At 26.0% G+C, this 1,833-nt stretch carries 2 protein-coding genes and 1 rRNA gene; 1 reads left to right on the top strand and 2 read right to left on the bottom strand.

The genetic code is table 4. From position 1 onward, the window contains the following. Positions 1–286: 286 nt before the first annotated feature. Positions 287–952, bottom strand: a complete 666-nt coding sequence (locus T395_RS0103120) for a chromate transporter (protein ID WP_029513012.1) — start codon at positions 950–952, stop codon at positions 287–289. Continuing rightward, on the bottom strand, positions 952–1,548 hold the full coding sequence (locus T395_RS0103115) for a chromate transporter (RefSeq protein ID WP_029513011.1): 597 nt from the start codon (positions 1,546–1,548) through the stop codon (positions 952–954). Before T395_RS0103115 ends, T395_RS0103120 begins: the two co-directional genes overlap by 1 nt. A gap of 189 nt (positions 1,549–1,737) precedes the next feature. On the opposite strand from T395_RS0103115, the gene rrf reads away from it, so the two are divergent. Further along, positions 1,738–1,833: ribosomal RNA gene (gene rrf / locus T395_RS0103110) — 5S ribosomal RNA — on the top strand; the annotation flags it as partial.

The following is a 1,833-nucleotide window of genomic DNA, read 5'->3' as shown; positions in this document are numbered from 1 at the left end:
TATTAGGCACACAGCCAGCGTTCATCCTGAGCCAGGATCAAACTCTCGAAAAAATTGACTGTCATGTTTATATATCTAGTTTTCAAAGAACATTTTCTTGCTAATATTTTAGCTTTTCAATAATAGCAAATTTTATTTAACAGTCAAAGAAAAAAATAAATTTTTTTTAAAGTTTTTTCTTGATGTTTTTATCTGAAAAAAATTTGCTTTATAAATATACAATAATCTAAAATAAATGCCAATAAAAAAATAAAATTTTTCCTAGCAAAATAAAAAAAGCCTTAACTTAAAGCCAAGGCTCAAAAATAATTAAAGATAGTAATATATTTATCACTATTAATAAAAATAACGAAAGCTTTTTCTTATATAACCAATATGATGTTCCGATATTTATAGGCACGTAAATAAATAAAGCTATCAGTCTTCAATTGCTAAAAAATCTAGCTTTGTTATTATCTTTATCAATAGCAAAATAATTATTAACTTCATTAAATTTAATAAATGGTAATAGTATATTAATTAATAATTGAAAAGCTAAAGCAATAATTATTCCTGCAACAATAGGTTTCATTAATAATAAGATTCTTTGAATATATTTTTTAGTTTGGAATTTTTGTAGATATTTCATAGCAAAAGCCATAATTAAAATCGCTGGCAAACAGAAACATAAATAAGTTACAAACATTAAGGCATATGCTCATCAATGTTGCATACCAGTTGCGCTATTACCAGCTAAAAATCCTGTGAAAAAAGCAAACTTAGTTGATACCACACCGGGAGTTGCATTAGCCACTGTAAAAATTTGATTAATATTAGTTTCGCTAATTGGAATAGCAAAAGTATTATTCATAAATTCTCATAGCCATTTAAACATTGGCATGAAAACTTGACCGCCACCAAAAACTGAAAGTGAAATAATAGCTAAGGCAAAAATAATTGCTATTATAAACATTATTTATCACCTTTCTTGTTTTGGCGTTTACTTTTACAATATAAAAATCATTCTACAAAACCTACTATTATAAAAATCACTACCATAACTACAATTGGCATGTTTCAAGGAGCGGGCACAAAGAAACAAAAAGCAAAAGTAAATAAAAACAGAATCAATCATAAAGGTGTATTTAATTTATTTTTACTTTGCTTTAAATAACTTCAACCAAAAGCTAATAAAACTCCTATTATTGAACCTAAAACACCAACTGAAATTGCATATAAGTAATTAATTGGTAATTTGTCAATTAATAAATAACAACCCAAAGCTATAAATATATGTGGCAAAATGGCTAATAAGGTTAAAATAGAACCTCAAATTTTACCAAAGTGCTTAATACAAATATAACTGATACTTTGAATAACAGATGGCCCTGGCAACATATTAGTAACAATTACCATTTGATTAAACTCTTCTAAAGTTAACCATTGTTTTTTGTCTACAGCTTCTTTTTTAATAACCGGCATGAGTGCATTGCCACCGCCAAAGCCAATTAGTGTAATTTTTAAAATAAAGCAAAAGACAATTCAAAAATTTTTTAGTTTATTTTTCATATCAATCCTATTTCAAAATAAAAATAATAAATATATATTAAATTATATTTATATTATTAATTATTATATTATTAATGATTGTTTTTGCTTTTTGAAGCTTAAATTGATAGCTTGATATTTGAAGATAAAAAAATGCAAAAAAAATTAAAAAATTATTTGACGAATAGTTTTTTTAGTGTATCATATTCATACAGTCGTAATAGCGAAGGGGAACACCTGATACCATTCCGAACTCAGTAGTTAAGCCCTTTAGTGCCGAAGATAGCAGAGATGTGAAAATAGGGA

Source organism: Mycoplasmopsis iners ATCC 19705, from assembly GCF_000701805.1.
Lineage (GTDB): Bacteria > Bacillota_I > Bacilli_A > Mycoplasmatales > Metamycoplasmataceae > Mycoplasmopsis > Mycoplasmopsis iners.
This window is presented reverse-complemented; position numbering and strand designations above follow the sequence as displayed.